At 41.5% G+C, this 15,854-nt stretch carries 10 protein-coding genes; 4 read left to right on the top strand and 6 right to left on the bottom strand.

Features of this window, described 5'->3' with window-relative positions; genetic code table 11:
• Positions 1-61 precede the first annotated feature (61 nt).
• Positions 62-1,867 carry an ATP-binding protein gene (locus PUQ00_RS15965; RefSeq protein ID WP_300418365.1) on the bottom strand — a complete coding sequence of 602 codons (1,806 nt, stop codon included), beginning with the start codon at positions 1,865-1,867 and terminating at the stop codon, positions 62-64.
• Between the two features lie 705 nt (positions 1,868-2,572).
• Here PUQ00_RS15965 and PUQ00_RS15960 point away from each other — a divergent pair.
• Positions 2,573-2,914: a hypothetical protein gene (locus PUQ00_RS15960; RefSeq protein WP_300418362.1), complete on the top strand. Its 342-nt coding sequence runs from the start codon at positions 2,573-2,575 to the stop codon at positions 2,912-2,914.
• Here PUQ00_RS15960 and PUQ00_RS15955 read toward each other — a convergent pair.
• From PUQ00_RS15955 to PUQ00_RS15940, 4 genes are all read right to left on the bottom strand, one after another.
• The gene (locus tag PUQ00_RS15955) at positions 2,868-8,096 is read right to left on the bottom strand and encodes a caspase family protein (protein ID WP_300418359.1); all 5,229 of its coding nucleotides are present in this window, start codon (positions 8,094-8,096) and stop codon (positions 2,868-2,870) included. The genes PUQ00_RS15960 and PUQ00_RS15955 overlap by 47 nt on opposite strands.
• A gap of 3 nt (positions 8,097-8,099) precedes the next feature.
• Positions 8,100-9,284, bottom strand: coding sequence for a radical SAM protein (locus PUQ00_RS15950; protein ID WP_300418356.1), 1,185 nt, complete (start codon positions 9,282-9,284; stop codon positions 8,100-8,102).
• A 233-nt stretch (positions 9,285-9,517) separates the two neighbouring features.
• Positions 9,518-9,859 carry a hypothetical protein gene (locus tag PUQ00_RS15945; protein ID WP_300418353.1) on the bottom strand — a complete coding sequence of 114 codons (342 nt, stop codon included), beginning with the start codon at positions 9,857-9,859 and terminating at the stop codon, positions 9,518-9,520.
• Positions 9,860-10,087: 228 nt separating this feature from the next.
• Positions 10,088-10,516, bottom strand: a complete 429-nt coding sequence (locus PUQ00_RS15940; RefSeq protein ID WP_300418350.1) for a hypothetical protein — start codon at positions 10,514-10,516, stop codon at positions 10,088-10,090.
• Between the two features lie 184 nt (positions 10,517-10,700).
• Between PUQ00_RS15940 and PUQ00_RS15935 the strand changes: the two genes are divergently transcribed.
• Positions 10,701-11,867, top strand: a complete 1,167-nt coding sequence (locus PUQ00_RS15935; protein WP_300418347.1) for a sigma-70 family RNA polymerase sigma factor — start codon at positions 10,701-10,703, stop codon at positions 11,865-11,867.
• Between the two features lie 147 nt (positions 11,868-12,014).
• Positions 12,015-13,190, top strand: a complete 1,176-nt coding sequence (locus PUQ00_RS15930; protein ID WP_300418444.1) for a DUF1822 family protein — start codon at positions 12,015-12,017, stop codon at positions 13,188-13,190.
• A gap of 10 nt (positions 13,191-13,200) precedes the next feature.
• Here PUQ00_RS15930 and PUQ00_RS15925 read toward each other — a convergent pair whose 3' ends face one another.
• Positions 13,201-14,796 carry a S8 family serine peptidase gene (locus PUQ00_RS15925; RefSeq protein ID WP_300418344.1) on the bottom strand — a complete coding sequence of 532 codons (1,596 nt, stop codon included), beginning with the start codon at positions 14,794-14,796 and terminating at the stop codon, positions 13,201-13,203.
• Positions 14,797-14,946: 150 nt separating this feature from the next.
• On the opposite strand from PUQ00_RS15925, the gene rpe reads away from it, so the two are divergent.
• The gene (gene rpe, locus PUQ00_RS15920) at positions 14,947-15,654 is read left to right on the top strand and encodes a ribulose-phosphate 3-epimerase (protein ID WP_300418341.1); all 708 of its coding nucleotides are present in this window, start codon (positions 14,947-14,949) and stop codon (positions 15,652-15,654) included.
• The last annotated feature ends 200 nt before the right edge of the window (positions 15,655-15,854 follow it).

Genomic DNA, 15,854 nt, shown 5'->3' with positions numbered 1-15,854 from the left:
CCCTACTCAATGGAATCCACTTGTTAGAATTAAGAAACAAGCCTTGCAAAAACCTTATCCCTTAGCCATCTCCTGTAACTGATTCCAATTCTGGAGACAGCGAATGTGCGTCTTTAGATGTTGAGGCAGGCAAGTAGACTGTAAATTGAGTGCCTCTGCCTACCTGACTGTAAACATTGACAAAACCACCGTGATTTTTAACGATGCCCAACGCCGTAGAAAGTCCTAAACCTGTACCTTTTCCTACCTCCTTGGTGGTGAAAAATGGTTCAAAAATTCGTTGCTGGACTGACGAAGACATCCCCATCCCAGTATCCGTCACCACGATCGCAATATAAGAACCAACTTTCGCATTAATATTTATCTGGGCAGAATGTTCACCAATCACCACATTTTCCGCCGCAATCCTTAAAACGCCGCCATTGGGCATAGCGTCGCGGGCATTGATTACTAAATTTATCAGCACCTGATGTAGTTGAGTTGTATCTCCACGGATGTACCACAGATTTTTGGGGATATCTATCTGGCAGATGATAGATTTGGGGAATGTTTGAGCGATAATTTCCTCGATTTCTGCCATCAAAGCTTGAATTTGGACAATTGTCCGTTTGCCTTCAACGCCCCGCGCAAAGCACAAAACTTGCTTGAGCAAATTAGCGCCGCGTTTAACATTATTTTCTAAAGTTTGCAGTATTTGCTGACTCTGCTGATCGGGCAATTTCTTCTGCAACAGTTGAACTGACATTAAAATTGGAGATAATATATTGTTGAGATCATGGGCGATACCGCTAGCTAGAGTGCCGATACTCTGCAAACGTTGCGATCGCAGAAGTTGAGCTTCGAGTTGTTTTTGCTGGGTTATATCTCGCGTCACTGCCAAATGAAGAAACGTCGCATCAGATTCGTTACGCAGTGGTACGGCATGAGTTTCTATGTAGCGACGGGTGCCTTTTAATCCCACAATTTCAAACTCCAGAGTCCCCTTGTTACCTTGACAGATACTTTTATGGAAGTCAGCAAAGGCTGCTCTATACTCTGGTACAATTACGGCATCAATTGGTTTACCAATCAAGACATCAGCACTTTCAACTTCCATCATTGCCAGCCCATAGGCATTAATTTCTAAAAGGGTGCCATCCTTGGCAATTAACTTGATACATTCTGGTTCTGCATCTATCATGGCTCGTAAACGATTTTCGCTTTGGCATAGGGCCAGTTCCGTATGCTGAACTTGCCTTATATAACGCGATAACAAGCCATATACCAGCGTCACCACTACCAAATCCACAATAGCAGCAATAAAAAATGTCACTATCGCCTTTTGGCAACTTACTTGTGACTGCTGCATTTCCTGGTGTAATAAATTTTGTTCCGCCTTTAAATAGTCGTGAATCAGCTGTTGGATTCCTTTGCCGATTTGCTTGTCTTTATCAGATAAGATTTGCTGCCGAACTGCTTCTAATCCCTGGTTTTGTCTGAGGTAAATTTCTTGTTGCAGAATGTTGAGCCTATTGGTAATTTTCGGTTCCAGCAAATAAATCCACTGCTGCTTTTGATGGTTATTAGCAGTTAACTTGCTGAGAATCTGAATCTTGCTATTAGTTTGTTGATAATCTACAAGATAGGTTTTTAAATCATCTGCATCTGCTGTAATTAGGTAATTACGTTGTACAGTTTCAGTATCTTTGAGTAGAGATTGAATACTTTCAAGTTGGGTAATAACTTCATAAGAGTATGTCAGCCCTTGCTGGTTGTGCATCAGCTTAACAGTGTTGCTATATGAGACTACAGCATTAATAAATATAACTGCCAATGCTAGGATGAATACTACTTTCAGCTTTTGGACTCGATACCATTTTTTGGTCATGCGATCGCTCTTTCTGCCGCAATTTACCTCCATCAGTTAAGATTAAAGATTAAAAACAAATACTGAGAATATTTTAACAATTTTGATAACACGGGTATTAAAATACAATCTGTTATAGTTGTAAATATTTAAATTTTTGGGGATGATGATTTATACATAATAGTCACAAAGAAATCCGCTAATTTTTAACATAAATTCATTTTTAGCAGTAGTATAGTCAATGCAGTTTGGATCAGATAAGTTGCCTATCCATAACATTTGTAGGGATGTTGCATTGCAACATCTCTTATTTGGAATTGTAATAAATAATTATAGAGCGCTAAATAGAAGTGTTTTTGGGATAGAACTGTTCTAGTTTTGGAATTATTTCAGGACTTACGCGCAAGTCTAAACGATTAGGGCAGCAATTCTTTAACGTTTAGGCGTTTAACTTCGTTTGACTCAGTTTGAAAAATAACTGGGGTAATTTATGATGCCTAGATTTTTAGTTCGCGGATAATTTACGCGAACACTTCTTTTTTGTCCAAAAGTTGAATACTCAGAAAAGTGCATAAAAAAACTCAACTGGATCTATGAAGTAACTGAAGGGTTTTAAACCTAAAATCTGGAATGCTGTTACTTGCGTTTGTAGCTAAGTATCTGCAAAGGGACAGGCTCCCTAATACTTCAGCTTTAAGTATATACTAAAGAGGAAAAAGACTTAATATGCAAAAGCAAATTTTGAGTTTAGCGATCGCGTTACCAACGATATTATTCACTACCTTACCCACTTTGGCAAATCCTATACAACCTATTACACCCAAAGTTGGTAATTTACAACCAGTTTTGCTACAACCAGGGTTTCAAGCTCCTGCAATTAATCAACTCAGAAATCCAGGGGATAGCGAATCACCGGGGCCAACCGGTAGTAGCAAGCCGGTAAAAGGCCCAGGGCCCAAACCTCCTCGCAAAGATATCTTCTTGCAAAACCTGGGTACAGGTTTACAAAATACGATCAATTTTACCCCGGTAAATCTGAACATAGAGAACCCCGTTCTTCGTCGCTAATCTTAGGGTTAGTTTTCAGGTAATCGTTTAGCAAATTACAACTGCGAATCAGTAGATTGTCTAAATCTTGGGTTTGCAGTTCTGTGCTAACAAGACGCCAAAGTTTAGCTGTACCATCAAAACTGGCAGAAGCCAAAAATTTCCCATCAGGGCTAAAACTGACGCTCAATACTGCATCAGTATGACCTGGAAGAGTTTTGAGTTCTCTGCCATCACGGTTCCAAAGTTTGATGCTTCCATCACCGCTAGCTGAGGCGATAATCTTGCCATCAGCACTAAAGCTGACACTCAATACACCATCAGTATGTCCTGCAAAAGTTTGTTGTAAAGTTCCATCGCTAACTTGCCAAAGTTTGATAGTTTTGTCGTCACTAGCCGAGGCGAGTAGTTGACCATCAGGGCTAAAACTAATGGCATTGACAGCGTTGGTATGTCCCAATAGGGTGTACAGCAACTTACCATCCTTAACTCTCCAAAGCTTAACTTTGTTATCTCTACCAGCTGAAGCGAGTAGTTGACCATCAGGGCTGAAACGAACGCTCAAAACTTCAGCCGAATGTCCTTGGAGAGTTTTAATTAAAGCTTTTTTTTGAATATTCCAAAGTTTAATAGTCATATCAGCACTAGCGGTTGCCAGAATTTGACTATTTGGGCTAAAGCTGAGACTATTGACTTCGCGGCGATGCCCTTGGAGGGTTTTAATCATATAGCCGTCACGAGTCCGCCAAAGTTTGATGTAATAGTCTTGACTAGCTGAGGCTAATGTCTCGCCATCAGGACTGAAGGCTAAACTGTAGATATCCTTACTGTGTCCATAAACTGAAGTACTATGACCTTCTAGGGTTTGACGCAAAGTTCCGTTATCAGTCCGCCAAAGTTTAATAGTAGTGTCTTGACCGGCGGTGGCTAGAGTTTGCCCATCGGGGCTAAAACTTACACTATAGAGTTTACCTTGATGTCCTGTCAGAGTTTTGAATAGAGGATCATCTCGCTGCCAAAGTCTAACAGTTTTATCAGCACCAGCCGAAACTAAAGTCTGGTCATCTGGGCTGAAACTGACGCTGTAGACTGCAATACTATGTCCTAGTAAAGTTTGGCGTAAAGAGCCGTCTTTAGAACTCCAAAGTTTGATTGTGCTATCAGCGCTTGTGGAAACTAGGGTTTGACCATCATGACTAAAGTTGACGCTGAGAACCTCTGCATTGTGGGCTGCAATGATTCTCAGCAAGCTGCCGTCTCTACGCCACAGTCTCACGGTTTTATCTTCACTGGCTGAAGCTATTTGACCATCGGGGCTAAAAGCGACACTGGAAACTCCGGCGCTATGCCCAAGTAGTGTTTTTTGCAACACTCCATCGCTAACACTCCAAAGTTTAACAGTTTTATCTGCACTAGCGATCGCCAAAATTTCACCATTAGGGCTAAAACTTACACTATTAACAAAATCTCTATATCCGCTAAAAGTTCTCAGCAAATGACCATCGCTAACTTGCCAAATTTTAGCAGTGCGATCGGCGCTCCCAGTGGCGATCGTCTCACCGTTGCCAGACCAAGATAAACTCAGAACTTCCGCAGTATGACCGTTTAATGTTCTAATTAAAGTACCGTCGCTAGTTCTCCACAGCTTAACGGTATGATCAAAACTAGCAGTTGCAATCATTTGACCATCTGGGCTGAAACTGACACTCCGCACTGTACCAGTATGCCCTGTTAATGTTCGGAGCTTTGTACCATCACGTCTCCAAAGTATGGCTGTTTTGTCGTTGCTAGCGGATACAATTGTTTTGCCGTCAGGACTGAAACTCACGCTGAATACTTCAGCGCTATGCCCTTCCAAGCGGTTGCGTTCTTGGGTTCCAGAAATTACTTGTTGTAAAACACTCAGAGTCTGAGTTTGCAAATCGGTTGGTGCGCCAAGAGTGTTTTTTAGCTGTTTACCTGCTTTGACACTGGCAATCAATGCTTCTAACTGCTGATGTGATAAAAGATTAGCTTGAGATGAGGCATTTAATGCTTCAATTTCTCGCAATTGGGCTGCTTGGGATTTCCAATAGGCTAAAGAGCCAAAACAGATAGCCGCTAATCCCAAAACACTGAGTGCAACTACAGCCCTTTGGGCTTGCTTGAGTCTGGTTTTCTCTTGTAGTTGCTGTTGTTTTCTTTGTAATAAACAAGCTTCAATAAACCGTTGCACATCAGCCGAAAGTTCGTCGGTATATTTAATATAGATATCTTCTGCCTCGGCTAGTCGCACTCCTTGCAATAAGAAATCAGCTTGCTGACTACGTTGCAGCCACAATTGGGAAGCCTGCTCAATTTGCCTTTGTTTTCGCAAGCGATCGCGGTTTTCTTCTAACCACCAGCGTAAAGTTGACCAATGACGGATGAGGATTTCATGGGCAACTTCTACTGTTATGGGGGAAGGGGAGTATACTTCGACTGCGCTCAGTAACCAGGGGAGTAGGGGAGCAGGGGAGGCAGGGGAGGCAGGGGGAGAAATTTTTTCTTGTTCTCCTTGTCTACTTTGTCCTTTTGTTACTTCTTCTTCTAAATTCATCACCACTAACTTGGCAGCAGTTAAGGCGGTGAGGGTTTTTTCTACCAATGCGGCTGGATATTTTTTGACTATCAACTCTGATTTATGTACCCGCCTGCGAGTATCTTCTGTACCCTCACCTAGTTGTGTCAAAGATAAAAAAATCCATTTAGCACACTCCCGCATTTGGGGATCTAAACTTTCGTAAACAGCCTGAGACGATCGCTCTAATGCTCCTTTAATTCCGCCTAGTTGCTCTTGATAGGTTTGTAAAGTCAACTCACCAGCAACTCGATGTTGCCATAATTGCTCTAAAACAAATTCCAGTAACGGTAAATCTCCTGGTGAGTGATTTAGCTCCCGCAACAATACTTCCACCAATTCTGATTCTATTTTTAACCCAACTTGTTGAGCCGGGTTAAGAATTACCCGCCGATAATCATCCAAACTTAGTTTCGGTGGAACTAACACGCTTAAATCCTGCAAAGCTTTAGCCAGCGCTGGTACTTCTAAACAGGAGGCAATAAAGTCTGCGCGTAAAGTAATAATTAATTTGAAGCGATCGCCAGCATATTGCACCGCTCCCAGCAATAATTCTAAAAATAGCTCTCTGTCTGGGGTTGGAGCTAAGGTAAAAAGTTCCTCAAACTGATCTACCACTAATACCACAACTCGATGAGGTTGGTTGCGTATCCAGTAAACAAATCCCTCTACGCCTTGGTGAAATATTCCCTCTAACAAGAGATGGGAAGATGAAGAAGAATAATTCTCCCCCTGCCCCCCTGCCCCTCTGCTCCCCTGCCCCTCTGCTCCCCCCAGCCGCCGCGCTAAAGCTTCAAGAGGATTTGCTCCTGGACGAATGCTTCTAATCCACCATTGTTCGCTACTGGGTATTTGTTTACCCAATCGCAGTTGGGGAATTACACCAGCTTGCACAATTGAAGATTTGCCGCTTCCAGAAGCACCAATGACAGCTAGAAAAGAGCGATCGCGTAGTTGGTGAATTAACTGCTGAGTTAAAGCTCCTCTACCGTAAAAATACTGGCTATCTTCTTCAGAAAAAGCACTTAGCCCCATATAAGGGCATACCCCCAAATCCAATCCTGTGGTTGATTCTGGTGTGTTTCTGTAAGTTTTTGCTTGGAGAATTTCGATAATGCCTTGTGTGCCTGATAGCCAGATGTAAAGAGTCACACTGCTACCTGCCAAGGATAATTGTAGTTGAGCGATCGCTCCGGCGGCTGAGAGTCCATCTGCTTGTGAAGCCGCCATCAAAGTATCAAAAAATTTTTGCGCGAAGCGTTCGGGTGCGTCAGCAGGTGAGGCGTAGGCGATTAAACATTGTCCTTGGTGGGAGTCAATTTGCAAATCTTCTACCCAATCTTGCAAGGATGCATTAGCTACAGGACAATCGAGGATGACAATTTGTTGAGATGTACAGAGGCGTAGCTGTTGTTTCAACCAGGAACGCTTGATGCGGATATTTTCTCCCAGCAATAACCATTCACCGGCGTCGGTTTCTTCAATTCGTCCCCGCAGATAAAGCAGAACAACTTCTGATGCTGGTTGTTGTAAATGACGAGCGATCGCTTCTTTGATATGATCAGCAGATACTTTTGTTGCTGGCAAATACTCTAGTGCAAAACCCCCAGCACTTCCGAGAAATTTGCTAATATCTAGTGTTGTTTTCCTAACTGATAATCCCTCTACTACTATTCCTATCCGGCGATGCACCCCAAGAGTTGCCTTAGTTAATCCTTTGCCGACAATTAGTTCTCCAACTCCCTCAACAATTCGTTTAGGAGTTTGCAACGGATATTCTCGAAAAAGTTGAGTTTCTCCTTTAGCTTTTTTCTGCTGATTAATCAGCCGCAATTGTTGATTACTTTTATCTATATATTGGAGAGTTTGATGATATACATATCGATACAAACTATCTACATAAATTAAGCCTTGGCTATCTGCTGCCTCACCTTGCAACCCTTTCATTAAATAATAAGTAAACACCCCGTGTCCCAATTCGGGAAACTCCCAAGATTGCTGGTTATTATCACAGGAAAGCAAAGCATAAAAACCTTTACTTTTAGCAGCACACCGTTGTAATACTTCAACCAGTTTTGGTGTAGCATTCAGCAATGGTTCGATTGTTGTACCTCTGAGTGTCATCCCGCCACTATGACAAGCATCTAGCCAAACAAGCTGATTTTGCGCTCCACTATTACCCAACAATAGTAAAAGTTCTTGTAAAGCTAAAGCTGTATTTTGGAGATCAGATTTTTTCGTATCTGCCAAACACAAAAATGCTTGCTGCGTGTTTGATTCTACAATCCCATGTCCAGAAAAATAAAATAAAATAGTATCAATAGGTTGAGCCGCAGTGGTAATTTCCCGGAGACTGGCACGGATGTTTTCTAAAGATGGTGGTTGCGGGGCAAAATCATGATATATTTTGACCTCTGTTTGGGTAAATTGTGCGGCTGCATCTACCAATGCTTCTGCTAAACCCTGACAATCTACTGTTGAATAACTAAGGCTGGGTAGTCCCTCATCTTGATATTGATTGACTCCCACCAACATTAGCCACAGCTTAGGAGTTACAGTTTGTTTGATTGAAGTTGAGCGACTGGTGATCCCAATTGGTGACATTTTTTACACAGCAGTAGCTAAAGAAGGGGCAAAAGCAGGTAACTTAATTTGTTCTATATCTAGTTTTCCCGTCTGCGGATTAATAATTCCAGCTTGTTTGAGGCGATACTCAATGTGTTGCAGCGTTCCTTGCTCGAGGATGCAGCGAATCGCGCCCGATTCATCAATATCATTATATTGTCGACTACCTTCGGCAACTGGAGAACCACTACAACTACCAAAGTAAGTACATTTACTACAGGTTGCTGCCATCCGTTCTTCAGCTTCTATAATGATTTGTCGGTGGCGTTCTCCTACTATTAAATCTGTTAAAGGTGTGGTGAATATATTACCATGACTACGCTCGATTTCATAGGCATCAGCATAGCTATATATATCGCCTGTTGTATTTACTAAATAAATGTTTTCCCATTCTCTTTTATCATAAAAAATTAAAGAAGAATTGGGAGTGTAATGATGAATAACCTGCTGAATGTAATCAACTATGGGCACAACTGATACAAACTCTTGATCTTCTAGCCAAAAATCTACTAGAGTACAAAAAGCATCTAAAGTTTCCTGGGCAGAAATCTCAAAACCTTGATGTTGCCCATCAAAAGAACCTTTAAATAAAGGTAAAACCCTAAAAGAGAGATTCATAGTTTGATAAAAGTTGTAAATTTCTCGCAGATATGGCAAGTTAAGTTTGGTTAAAACAGTGATACACCCAAAGGGGATATTTGCTTTATTCAAACGATCCATATTTTTTAAAACAGTATCTAGAGAATCAATAGCAGAACGATTAACTCTCAATCCCCCAAATAAATCTATGGACACGCCTACCTCATCAAATCCATCTTTTAATAGGCGAATACGTTCGGGGTTAAGTACAGTTAGGTTCGTTTGAATTGCATTTGTGATATTGTTGGCTAATTCACCAAACATCTGGCGTTGAAGGTCAAATGCTTGCCAATAATAGTCTGGTGATTGTAATAGAGGCTCGCCACCATGCCAAACAAATTGAATATCAACGGGAAAGTCAAGTTGACGATAATAGTTAGCAATATTATGGAACATTTGTTCCAATTGTTCAGGCGCGATCGCTGCTTTATTTCCTAATTCTGCATATTCATAGCAATAGCGGCAACGTAAGTTACAAAACTTTGATGTTTTTATAACAAACTGAACCTGTCTTGGGCTGGCATTCATGACTTTATCCTGATAAATTATAAATGGGGAAAATTCCCTGAAGGAGAGGAAATATAACTGTTTTCTTCAGGGAGAAGTATTTATTAATCGTTAGAAACAGGACTTACGCAATCAAAGCTTGAAACCTCGATCCCCCCTAACCCCCCTTAAAAAGGGGGGAACTTGAAAGCCCCCTTTTTAAGGGGGTTGGGGGATCTCTTCTGCGTAAGTCCGCTAGAAAGATAGATATCTTTCTAGCGGACTTTATTCAAAGTGCGGAAAGTATTGACTGCTGAAGCAGGTGCGGCTGGTTGGGTTAGAACATTAAGAGGATTATTCAGTTTGCCCTTTTCTTTGAAAGAATCTCTAAAAGCATCTCGGAAACCATCCTTACCTGTTAAACCGCCTGGACGTAATACATCCACTTTATTAATCACATTGGGAGCAAACTTAATAGGTGTTTGGACACGATTAACTTCTAAAGGTGTTTTGTTTACTACTAGTTGGGCTTTAACAGTTGTAGAAATAAATGCTGAAGGAACAGCAATGCTTAAAGCTAGAAGTAAAGCACCAGAGAGATTTCTAGAAAGTTTCATATTTTGTCAGTCCTGGAAGTTAGTAATGTTGTTGTGGGTTTCAACTCCTTCACTTACTCAATAGGTTTGCTTTGATGTTTTTATGCAATCTTGGGGAAAATTTTTGAAAATTATTTTTCGGGAATAATTCAATCGGGAATACAAATAGAAAAACCCCGCACAGGCGAGGTTTAATGCTGGGAGAAAGTTAGATTAATAATTGATGCTGATTTTTAGTGATTACTTATCTCACTCTTTTTGCTTTTGAAAATATTCACGAGAATAGTAATTTTGCCTACCGCTATTATCTAAAAACTGCGTGTAGCCTTGCAACAGTACTTCTTGACGAGCAGATCCCAAGGTTAGAAAGGAATTTGCAAAGCCTTTATTATAGTTCGCTGTTGCATATTTATGATTAGTATCTTGGACATTAATACCATAGGTAAGTAATGGTGCAGTTCCCCAATCACAATCACTAGGATGACATTTACCAAACACCTGAATCTTTAATTTATTGCCACCACCTGAGGTAATTACTAAACGTGTAATATTAGAAGTATTAACATCTTTATTTACCCAAGTACCAATAAAGTCAGCAGGTACAGCTAAAGCAGGGCTGATCAAAGCAGTAGTTAAGATGCCAGTAGCAGCAATAAGACTCAAAGAACGTTTCAACATTTTAGTCACACTCCATTATTCGTAATTGTTTTTGTAACTTATTGATAAGTAGACACGATTACCATTTGGCTAAGTATTAAATATTTCATTCAAGTCGAAATATAATCCTCACCCCTTGTAGTAAAGTTTGTGTAGGCATCGTTTAACGCTTTCACTCTTCCTATAGGTTGGGTTCCAATTTTTTATGCATCCTCGGCAAAGCATTATTGAAATCTTTTCAACTTTTGTGCAATTTAACGCCGATCGCTTCAGTCGTTGGGCGACGGAATCAAAGTTACGTCGCAGTATCCAAAATTGTCTCAACCGCACGCCTCAAGAAACTTCGGAACATTTTTGGGTTTTATACTGGTATAAATTTTGGCTCATTCATGAAACGAAGCTACTGGCTAAAGAGCATCTGGCAGCTTACTTGCAAGAATCCTGTTATTGGGCATCCCAAAAAACAGTTAACAGTTTTGCGAGTACTCAGTACAACCTATCAGACTGTTTTCAAATTGCGATCGCTCAAGTTGAGAAAGTCCTCAAAGGATTTAATGCAGATCAAGGCTTTATATTAAAAAACTACGCTAGTGCCATCTTTAGCAGTGCTATCCGGGAAAATTTACGCCAAAATCGTGAAATTGATATTTGTACAGATTGGGGACTATTACGAAAAATCACTAAAAAGTTTTTGGTAGAGTCTTTACAAAATGCCGGCTTATTGCCAGAGGATATTAATGCTTATGTCCTCGCTTGGAACTGTTTCAAAACTATATATATCCCAACCCAAAAAGGTACTTGTCGCCAAATTTCTCAACCAGACAATGAAATTTGGGAGGCGATCGCTAAAGCTTATAATTCACAAAGTAGTCAGCAAGTCAATTCCCAAACCTTAGAAAAGTGGCTTTTAACTGCTGCTAAAGCCGCACGCCGCTATCGTTATTTTACCGTTGACTCTCTGAATATCCCTAAAGGTGGCGATGATTCGTGGGAGTGGCTTGATAATATTCCCGGAACACAACAAGAATCTCTCGTTAATGAAATTCTTGCCCAAGAAGAAGAACAAACAAGAAACTTTCAACAAACTGAGATTAACAAAGTATTAGTAGCTGCGATCGCTCAACTTGAACCGCAAGTACAAGAAATTTTACAACTTTATTATGCTCAAGAACTAACTCAAGACAAAATTGCCAAACAATTACAAATACAGCAATATACTATCTCACGGCGACTAAAAAAAGCCCAAGAAACTTTGTTACGCTTTTTAGCTAACTGGAGTAAAGATAGTTTGCATATTTCCGTCACCTCAGACCTACTTAAAAGTATAAACATACTAATGGAGGAATGGTTGAAAAATTACTATGGTGTATGACGAGGGAGAAGTCAATTAAAAATTAAAAAATAAAAAATAAAAAATAAAAAATAAAAAATAAAAAATAAAAAACTTCTGCCTCCTGCCTCCTCTTTCCCAATGCCCAATGCCCAATGCCCAATGCCCAATGCCCAATGCCCAATTCCTATGACCATTGACACCACTGTATTTACTTTCGTTAGTTCAACACATCTGGTTTTAGAAATCCCGACAATTACCCAAAACCAAGCGGATTTGGACAATCAAGCTTTTTCTAATGCTAATTCTCGCTATCAAGCTTATATTAATCAACTTTGCCTGGGTGCTATCTTGCTATGGTTGCAAGAAGACTGGACACCACAGACAAAGGTTTGGCCAACTACCACTGCTTTACCCAGTTTCTGGGAACTGGTTAATGGAATTGCACTCACGCTTGACGCAATCAGATTAGTATTGATTCCTAGCGAGGCAATTGATTTAAGTGAATTGCGAGTACCCCAAGAATGGGTGGATATTCCTAGTTGGGTAGGTGATTATTATTTAGCTGTGCAAGTCGAACCAGACGAAGGCTATGTTAGGGTTTGGGGTTATTGTAGCCATGAAAAACTTAAAAATCAAGGCAGTTATGATGCCAGCGATCGCACTTATTCCCTGGATGCTACTGATATAATCAACGACATCAGCGTTTTAGCTATAGCGCGTCAATTGTGTCCAGAAGAACCTACGCGTAGCACCCTTGAAGAGATTCCAAGCTTATCGCCACAACAAGCACAAAATTTAATTGCCCGTCTGGGAAACCCGGAAATACTTATACCCCGAGAAGAAATCCCTTTTCAACTATGGGCTGGATTAATTCAACATAGCGGTTGGCGACAAAACTTATATCAACGACGCTTAGGATTACCTGAACAGTGGTCAGTTCTCCAATGGTTGCAAAGCGGTATTTCTCAAGTTGCTAAGGCTGTCGGTTGGGGAAGCTTTGATTTACAACTGAGTGCTGCTGGGGCGCGGAGTACCCAAGACACACAACCAAGTACTATTCTCTCTCGTCGGTTGGCAATCGCAGGTCAAATTTATGAGCTTGTAATTATACCAGAAAATGATCCAAATGCAACTATTTGGCGTTTTGAATTACGTAACGCCGCCGTCGGTGCAGCTATTCCCGGTGGTTTTAAACTCCGATTACTCACTGAAGATTTACAGCCTTTTCCCAATAACGAAAATGTAGCCACAACGGCCGTAGAACAACTCTACGTAGAAGTTGCCTTAGAAGCAGGAGAAAGCATAGTCTGGGAAATAGAACCTTTTCCCGACAACTATGATCGGGAAATACTCAAGTTTTAACAATCCTGTTTCAATTTATAGGTACACTCCACCAAGCTAAACTATAAGGCTGAGTCGCTTCATTGATCTTTTGACGAAACTGGACGCGGATTTTGTAATTGCCAGCAGCAGCAACGGGGCAGAAAATATGTTCTACACTATCGATGGCGCTGATTGAGGAACAAACAGCATCAGTATCTGAATTTTGAGCATTAGCTTTTACTAAGTATAGGTCGAGATTATTCAAACCGCGATCGCGAAAACTTTCGCCCAGGTCATATTGCTGGTTTTTATTTTTATCGTTGAGTTCCACCAATCGATCCCAACTTAGGGTGATAGCAACAAAACTTCCCTGCTTTAACGGTTTTGCTAAAATATAGTCAACAGATGCTCCAACATCGATTGTGCGATAATCCCAACCAATAGCTGGCACCACAGCTGATGGCTGCCATTGACCAGCACTAAATTGCTCGTAAGCGCGAAATACATTTAAATGACCCGCTCCCATTTGGCCATCCAAGGGAATCTTTGGATCTTTATAAGCATCAGAATCTAGCCAGTTTTGATTTTGTTTATCAATTAGCGTTCGAGTCATACCCAACCGTAAGCCATCACCGCTATCTTGGATTTTATCTGCTGAATTCAGCAATACAGCTTTCATCACTTGATGATGGCGAGAATCGATGCTCCAGTGGGGCAGTTTTGCCCGGAGCTGTCGGTCAGCAAATTCTTGTAACAGAGCAACAGTAGCCGTAACTTGAGGCGCTGCAAAACTTGTCCCTGTAACCTTATTCAATTTGCCATCTGGATTGAGCAAAGGAATGTTATTCCCAGGAGCAACTAAACTGATAGCACGACGCCCACCAAGATCAAATTCCCTTCCCGCTAGCCTTCCACTCACTCCTTGATTAGCACCGGCCAGATTAGCCACGTCTACTTTGTTAAAAACTCCCCCTCTGCGGGATGAAAAGGCCACGTTCACTGCGTTAAAATTATCTGTAGGAATGGGAATACCACCCTTACCCTGATTGCCTGCGATCGCATACAAAACATCATGAACGCGACTAGACCAGTCAACACATAAAGTTAGCAAAGCATTGCCGTCTAAAGTAGCATCCGGTCGAGGGTCGCGGCTCAGAGGTTCACCAAAACTAAAGTTAATCGCACGGACATCGCCACCATTTTGCAATGCTATGTACTGGGCCGATAAGCACTCTTCTGGCTGACCCATGTTTTTAGTAGAACCCACCGCAGACGAATACAATCGCGCTCCCGGAGCAACTCCCGGCCAAGCTTTGTCATGACTCACCATCACACCAGCGACATTGTAAGCGTGGGAGTCAACACCGCTATTTGATTTAGCTGGGCCATTGCGTAAGAACACCGCCGCTAAAGATATGGCGCGATTTTTAGACACCGCCTTATCCCAGCCAAACATTCCCGGTCGGCCAATTTCCACTTGACCAATAGCAATCTTACGACCGATTAAATTATAAGGAGGTTGGTGTAGCCTCAGAGCATCAATACCATTAGTTCCTAGTGCAGATTCTAAAGCTGAAGCAATTACCGGCGCACTTAGACAGGAAGCAGTTAATCCCCAAATTAGCCAGGTTAGTTTTTTAGTCATTTGTCATTTGTCATTTGTCATTGGTCATTTGTCATTTTCCCCCATCTCCCCCACTCCCCACTCCCCAAAAAAGCCAAGATCGAAATTATGAGTCTTGCTCAATGTTTTGTTACAATGAGTACAGACGAGGACGCTTAAAACCCACTAGCCATGACCCAAAACCGATCTCAAAAGCCTATTGTAATTGCTCCATCTATCCTATCAGCCGATTTTAGTCGTCTGGGTGACGAAATTCGCGCTGTAGACGCGGCTGGAGCAGATTGGATTCATGTTGATGTAATGGACGGTCGTTTTGTACCCAATATTACAATAGGTCCTCTGATTGTGGAGGCGATTCGTCCGATTACGACCAAGCCACTAGATGTCCACTTGATGATTGTGGAGCCAGAAAAGTATGTAGAGGGATTTGCTAAGGCGGGTGCCGATCATATCACGGTACACTGCGAGCATAATGCTTCCCCGCACCTGCACCGCACCTTGGGGCAAATTAAAGAGCTTGGTAAGAAAGCTGGAGTTGTACTTAATCCTGGTAGCCCTCTAGAGCTAATTGAATACGTTCTAGATTTGTGCGATTTAGTACTGATTATGAGCGTCAATCCTGGTTTTGGTGGTCAAAGCTTTATCCCTGGTGTATTACCCAAAATCCGCAAGCTGCGTCAAATGTGTGATGAACGTGGTCTTGACCCTTGGATTGAAGTGGATGGAGGACTCAAGGCAAATAATACCTGGCAAGTTTTGGAAGCGGGAGCTAATGCAGTTGTCGCCGGTTCAGCTGTATTTAACGCTAAAGATTATGCTGAGGCGATTACAGAAATTCGCAATAGCAAGCGTCCTTCCCCAGAATTAGCCAAGGTTTAATTCATTTTTAGATTAACTATACTCCACAAAAATCAGGTGGGCAAATTGCTCACCTGATTTTTATTTACATATAAATAAAAAAACTGGAAGCTATTCAAGTTTTGAACTTCCAGTAGTTGCTATTTGAAGAAGAATTCAGAAGTCAGAATTCAGGAGTCAGAATCAAGACGCTCTCTGCGAGACGCTGCGCGAACGCGGAC

The organism is Nostoc sp. S13 (assembly GCF_029379315.1).
GTDB lineage: Bacteria > Cyanobacteriota > Cyanobacteriia > Cyanobacteriales > Nostocaceae > Nostoc.
The sequence above is the reverse complement of the archived record's forward strand: the minus strand, read 5'-3'. Positions and strand labels throughout refer to the sequence as shown.

Coding starts and splice junctions, on each gene's coding strand:
- PUQ00_RS15965 (WP_300418365.1), bottom strand. CDS start 1,867: ATGACCAAAAAATGGTATCGAGTCCAAAAGCTGAAAGTAGTATTCATC.
- PUQ00_RS15960 (WP_300418362.1), top strand. CDS start 2,573: ATGCAAAAGCAAATTTTGAGTTTAGCGATCGCGTTACCAACGATATTA.
- PUQ00_RS15955 (WP_300418359.1), bottom strand. CDS start 8,096: ATGTCACCAATTGGGATCACCAGTCGCTCAACTTCAATCAAACAAACT.
- PUQ00_RS15950 (WP_300418356.1), bottom strand. CDS start 9,284: ATGAATGCCAGCCCAAGACAGGTTCAGTTTGTTATAAAAACATCAAAG.
- PUQ00_RS15945 (WP_300418353.1), bottom strand. CDS start 9,859: ATGAAACTTTCTAGAAATCTCTCTGGTGCTTTACTTCTAGCTTTAAGC.
- PUQ00_RS15940 (WP_300418350.1), bottom strand. CDS start 10,516: ATGTTGAAACGTTCTTTGAGTCTTATTGCTGCTACTGGCATCTTAACT.
- PUQ00_RS15935 (WP_300418347.1), top strand. CDS start 10,701: ATGCATCCTCGGCAAAGCATTATTGAAATCTTTTCAACTTTTGTGCAA.
- PUQ00_RS15930 (WP_300418444.1), top strand. CDS start 12,015: ATGACCATTGACACCACTGTATTTACTTTCGTTAGTTCAACACATCTG.
- PUQ00_RS15925 (WP_300418344.1), bottom strand. CDS start 14,796: ATGACTAAAAAACTAACCTGGCTAATTTGGGGATTAACTGCTTCCTGT.
- rpe (WP_300418341.1), top strand. CDS start 14,947: ATGACCCAAAACCGATCTCAAAAGCCTATTGTAATTGCTCCATCTATC.